The organism is Nostoc sp. (assembly GCF_036917515.1).
GTDB lineage: Bacteria > Cyanobacteriota > Cyanobacteriia > Cyanobacteriales > Nostocaceae > Nostoc.
Map to the genome: position 1 here is coordinate 1 of NZ_JBALDE010000262.1, position 6149 is coordinate 6149.

Consider the following 6149-nt stretch of genomic DNA (forward strand, 5'->3'; position numbering starts at 1 on the left):
TTAGATCACCAAAAGTTGCCAAGAACCTATATGTTGTCCTAGTCGATTGTGAAGTATGTCCTGTCCGTTTGGTCAAAATATAGTTCAAATCACAACTTTCTGCGGCTTCTAACCCTAATTCTAGACCTGTAGAAACTTCTTGCTGCCAGCCTGTAAGGGGTAAATTCGCTTCTTTTTCTAACGCACGTCCCGCTTGTGTAGAACGTCCTTGGAAATGAGAATTAGGGTCATTCAAAGATTGTTCAGTCATGTTTTGATGCAGTATTATTTGCAGCTAACCTTTCATATCGTATAGCGATGTGGCAAAATTGTTTAAATCGATTTCTTCCTATTCTTGCAACAACGCTAAAAATACAGAGTCAGTTGTTATTGTAACTTTGCCCAAATTCCTTGACAGCGTTCGATAACTAGCGCCTGAAAAATTGATTGAGTTGAGGGGTGAATATCTATTTTGTACAAGGAAAAAAGACCCGTAGGGCTTTTGAGGTTTAACTCTCTGCGAGTCAGATTTGCTGCTTGTACTCGATGGAGTTCTACATGTTTAATACCGCGCCAGAAGCACTGTTAGCAAAACACCATCTATATGGAACGATGAAGGCTTCACCACTTTCACCGCTGATATTACCGCAACTGGCAATCTCGGTAAACTAATAGTTTCTGGGAACCGGTTGTCCGAGTTTGCCAAATTTTTCCCGACAGAGATTTTCTAATTGTTCGATAGATGGTTCTTGGATGTTGTGCATTTTCCCGTAAATTGCACTTAAAGCGATGTGAGGTTGAGATTGCCGATTGATTTTGTAAGGTGCAATAATCAGAAAATAGCCATTTTTCCCAATAAAGTCCTTATTAACAAAGCCTTCAGATAAGATATTCCAATCGTTCTTTTCTAAAGCATCTGCTGTTTTTAATAGCCAAGCAGGAGGAAGTTCGCGAGAGTTTGTTGCCTGTTGGCGCAGTTTTTTCACAGATCTTGCGATTTCATTTTGCTCGATATCTTGAACTATTTCTTGGACTAATTCTTGTTTTTTGCACAGATTGTTGTCATTGTTTGATATTGTGAATAAGTTAATCTATTAATCTCAAATTATTTGACTGGTTTTTTAGCTGAAACTAATAAATAATCTATAGATGAAGACCTTAGCAAACCATCTATAGCATTTACATTTAATTGATAGGTTTGTTCGTCTACTTCTCCTACTTTAAATTCTTCTTCCATCCAAGATTTTAAATATCGAAAGTGTTTTAGCCAGCACGTCTCTGTCGCTTCTACAAACTCTAAGTTTTCAAATCCTACTTGCTGGTAAATCTTTTTATAATCCTTAATATTTTTCTCTTTGACAATATTTTCTGGCGAAACAATCCAATCACCGAAATGCTCTGTATTGTCGAAAATGATATCAGAGAGTATGAGATGACCGCCTGGTTTTAATACACGCCAAGCTTCTTGAATAAACTTTGCTCTAGTATCAAAATAGAATACTGCTTCCACACAAATAATATTATCAAATGAATTATCCTCAAATTCCATTTGTGTAGCATCCATGCAAATGAACTTGCATTTAGGAGCATTAACTCTACTTCTTTCGATTTGTTGGGATGAAATATTAATGCCTACAACATCAGTAGACAAATAATACTTGAGTAAATAATTAGCCGTTGCGCCTAAACCAGAGCCAACATCAAGAATATTTCCCCTCTTTTGAGGAATAAAATCCAAAAGCTTTTCTAACAAATTCAAACAGGCTTCTTCTTGACTCTGAGTATTCGAGTACCAATAACCTACATTGAAAAACTCTTGTTGACCGTATATCTTTCTTGTCACCGAGTTGAGAATTAAATTGTCAAAGTTGCTGATGTATTGGCTTTTATCCATTTTTACTTTTACATTTTGATTAGTCATTAGTTTTTCTCATCTATACTTCCTAGTTACGTGCTTTATCAATGCAAGTTTTCAATCGTTCAGCTACAATCTGAACGTAGGGTTCAGCCATAAGCGTAAAATGATTTCCAGGTACAAAATGAACATCTACAGGTTTAGAAGAATAATTACTCCAACCCATAGTTGAATCCTGTGAAATTTCTGAATAAGTCTGGAAATATATATCAATATTAGACTCTTGTGCAAAGACTTTTTCGGTTCGTAGCAGTGTTATTTGAGCAGAATAAATATGTTGTGGTAAATAATCAATTAGAGATAGAGAGTTAGCTTTATTAACTAACAACAAATTTTTTAGATGCTTGGTTTCAGCATTAGGGGGGAAGATATTAACCATTTTTAAATGCTGTAAAACGTATTTGAGTTGCTCCTCTTCAGATAAAGATTTGATAGTTTCGTCAGAAATATCTATCTCTCTTGCCAAAGAAACTTCGACTGCTTGGAGCAACTCAAATAACCAATTATAATTGTCCCAATCCATATACTCCATAAGTATTGGTTTTTCTTGAGCAGTCGGAGCAGCAGTGTCAATCATGACAAGTAAAGCCACTTCATGTCCCTGATGAATTAACTGATTTGCCATTTCAAAAGCGACTCTACCACCAAATGAATGGCCTCCCAAAAAGTATGGACCTTTGGGCTGAACAGCTTGCATTACTTGAATATATTTACCAGCTATATCTTCAATGCAGCTAACTGATTCTAATGTTCCATCTAGATAATTTGCTTGAAAACCGTACAAAGGTTGGTCAGAACCTAAATAATGCCCTAAATGATACAAGTAAAAAGGCTGGTTACTAGCTCCAGGAACGCAAAAGAAAGGTAAGTTTGAACCGTTTGGTTGAATTGCTACCAAACAAGACGGATTTAAACTATCTAACTCTTGCTGCACAATTGTTGCCAACTGTTCAATAGTTGGATTTTGAAAAAAAGTTGTTAATGGGATATCTTTACCAAACTGCTGTTGAATTTGAGTTATTAAGTAGGGAGCTAAAAGAGAATGACCCCCCAAATCAAAGAAGTTATCTTGTACTCCTATCTTTTCAATCTGAAGAATTTTTGACCAAATTTGTACGAGTTGTAGTTCTATTTGGTTACGTGGTTCAATAAATTTGTCCAAGTTACTGGTTTTGGAAGGTGCTTTTAAGGCACGGCGGTCTATTTTGCCGTTAGGAGTTAATGGTAGGGACTCTAGGACGACAAAAGCGTTTGGAATCATGTATCCTGGTAATTTAGCGGCAAGAAACTGACGCAGTTCGGTGGTTGTAGGTGTCTGGTGTGGGTTCAACACTAAGTAAGCAACTAACCGCTGCTCACCAGGGGTATCTTCACGCACGATCGCACAATTAGCTTGCACATAGGTATGTTGGTTGAGTGCGGCTTCTACTTCGCCCAACTCAATGCGGAAGCCGCGAATCTTGACTTGGTTATCAATGCGTCCTAAGTATTCAATATTGCCATCTGGTAAACAACGTGCCCGATCCCCAGTTTTGTAAAGTCGGGCATCGGCTTCATCACTAAAAGGATGAGGAATAAATTTCTCTTGTGTTAAATCTGGGCGGTTGAGATAGCCTCGTGCCAAACCCGCACCACCAATGTGCAACTCTCCCGGCACACCTATCGGCACTGGTTGTAGATACTCGTCTAAAATGTAGACTTGCGTGTTCGCTATCGGTCGCCCAATCGTGACTGGGCTGGTAGCACCTTTTTCTACCAAGCTAAATGTCGAGTAAGTTGTGTCTTCTGAAGGGCCATACAGATTGAACACACACTCAACTTGACTGTGCTGATAAATTTGCTGCACTAGTTTATTTTGCAGTGCTTCACCAGCTAAGTTAACTGTGCTTACCTGCGGTGGTAGATGATTGTCTCGAATTAACTGGGCGATCGCACTTGGTACAGTATTAATCAGCGTCACTTGATGAGCCGCACTCATCGTAGATAAGTGCAAAGCATTTTGAGCTAAAATGACTTTTCCGCCAACGCTCAAAGTCACAAATAACTCAAACACTGACAAATCAAAACAGATAGAAGTAGAAGCTAATACACCTGCTAGTTGTTGTGGTGTAAACACCTGTTTTGCCCAACTCACCAAAGCTACTGGACTGTGATGTTCTATGGCTACTGCTTTTGGTTTACCTGTAGAGCCAGAGGTATACAGGACGTAAGCTAGGTTTGATGGTGTTACCTCGCTGGTCACATTAACTTCACTGGTTGGGGTAAACTCTTGGATTTGAGTGTCTAAATAGACAAGGTGAGCTTGATGTTGCGGTAGTCGCTCAACTAGTTGCTGTTGCGTCAGCAACACTCCAACTTTTGCATCTTCTAGCATGAAACGCAAACGCTCGCTGGGATACTCTGGGTCTAGTGGTACATAAGCACCACCTGCTTTCAGGATGCCCAACAGCCCAACAACCATTTCTATTGAACGTTCTACACAAATGCCGACCAGCACATCTGCACCTACACCCAAGGATTTCAGGTAGTGCGCTAAAGAGTTAGCACGACAATTCAGTTGCTGGTAGGTGAGTTGTTGATTTTCCCACACCAGTGCAACTGCATCTGGGGTACGTTCTGCCTGCTCCTCAAACAACTGATGGATGCACTTATCTTGGGGATACTCTGCTTGAGTATTGTTCCACTCTACTAATAGTTGATGATGTTCTGCTGGACTTAACAGTGATAGTTCGGCAACTCGCGTTCTAGGATTTGCCACAATTGCTTGGAGTAAAGTTTGAAAATGTTGGGCTAGACGAGCAATTGTAGTCGCTTCAAATAAATCTCGGTTATAGCACCAAACACCTTCCAGACCACCAGGGCCTTCCCAGAAGTTTACTTCCAGGTCAAACCTAGCTTTGACATCAATCGGCAAGGCTATATTCTGGATATTTAAACCTGACAAATTACCAGAAGACTGGGGCACATTTTGCAGGGAAAACATCACCTGTACCAAGGGATTCCGACTCAAATCTCGTTCTGGCTGTAGCTTTTCCACCAATATTTCAAAGGGTAAGTCTTGGTGGGCGTAAGCTTCTAAGGTTGTTTGCCGCACTTGCGCCAAAAAGTCAGCAAAATTGGGGTTATCAGAAAGATTACCTCTTAATGCTAGGGTATTCGCAAAAAACCCCATCAACTGCTCAACTTGGGGGCTGTTGCGGTTGGCAATGGGGGAGCCAACAACAATATCTGGCTGACCACTATAACGAGAAATTAGCACCAAAAAAGCCGCCAATAGAGTCATAAACAACGTTGCATCTGACTCTTGGCTCAATTTTTGCAGGCGTTGCGTGAGGTCGCTATCTAGTAGGAAAGACTCAACCCCACCAGAGAAGGTCTGAATTGGGGGACGTGGTTTATCTGTTGGTAGTTCTAGTACACCAGGAACACCGGCTAACTGTTGTTGCCAGTAACCCAGCTGGCGTTCGAGAATTTCGCCTGTGAGCCATTGGCGTTGCCAAAAAGCAAAGTCAGCATACTGGATGGGTAATGGGGGTAGTGGGTTGGGCAAGCCTTGAGTGAAAGCTGCATATAGCTGAGATAGTTCCCGGTAAAAGATGCTTAAAGACCAACCATCGTAGATAATATGGTGCATCTTCAACAGCAGTACATACTCGTTTTGACTCAGTTGCAGCAGGGTGAATTGTACTAATGGCCCCACAGCTAGGTTGAAAGGCTGGGACGCAAGATACTTGACAATTTCCTGAATCTGGGATGTTTGCTCAAGGGCTGACAACTCCTGCAAGTCATGGATGGGTAAATTTAAGGCTGTGGCAGCGGCAATGTGCTGGATAGGATTTCCGTCTACTGTGGGAAAAGTGGTTCTTAAAACCTCATGGCGGCGGATAAGTTCACTTAAGCTCTGCTCTAGTGCAACCACGTTTAAGGAGCCGTCTAGCCGCAATGCTTCCAGCATATTGTAAGAATCACTCTCAGGTGAGAGTTGCTGAACAAACCAGAGTCGCTGTTGGGCAAAAGATAGTGGTAGTTTACCGTCCCTTGGCACTGGTTGAATTGGTAACTGATGAGTAGCTTTAATCCGTTTGGCTTGACGCAAAAACTGCATTATTTCTGTTTTACGACCAGCTATTTCTTGCCGTAGCGTTGGAGTTAGCCCACCTTCAGGGGCATGACAGCGTAAGCGATCGCCATCAATTTCTAGATTAATACTCAGGTCGCTTAGTTGACAAATAAACTCAACAATGCTGTTAGTCAT

At 40.9% G+C, this 6149-nt stretch carries 2 protein-coding genes and 2 pseudogenes; all 4 read right to left on the reverse strand.

Annotated features, from left to right (window positions below; genetic code table 11):
* Positions 1-250, reverse strand: a pseudogene (locus V7K89_RS33505) (hypothetical protein); the annotation flags it as partial.
* 283 nt (positions 251-533) lie between these two features.
* A pseudogene (locus V7K89_RS33515) lies at positions 534-1070 on the reverse strand (DUF6014 family protein).
* Positions 1071-1084: 14 nt separating this feature from the next.
* Positions 1085-1900 (reverse strand): class I SAM-dependent methyltransferase, encoded by an 816-nt coding sequence (locus V7K89_RS33520; protein WP_335195113.1) that lies wholly within the window; start codon positions 1898-1900, stop codon positions 1085-1087.
* Between the two features lie 22 nt (positions 1901-1922).
* Complete coding sequence (locus tag V7K89_RS33525) at positions 1923-6149, reverse strand: amino acid adenylation domain-containing protein (protein ID WP_335195115.1); 4227 nt, start codon at positions 6147-6149, stop codon at positions 1923-1925.

Bases quoted from the DNA above. Each gene is read 5' to 3' on its own strand.
- V7K89_RS33520 (WP_335195113.1), bottom strand. From the start codon at position 1,900: ATGACTAATCAAAATGTAAAAGTAAAAATGGATAAAAGCCAATACATC.
- V7K89_RS33525 (WP_335195115.1), bottom strand. From the start codon at position 6,149: ATGACTAACAGCATTGTTGAGTTTATTTGTCAACTAAGCGACCTGAGT.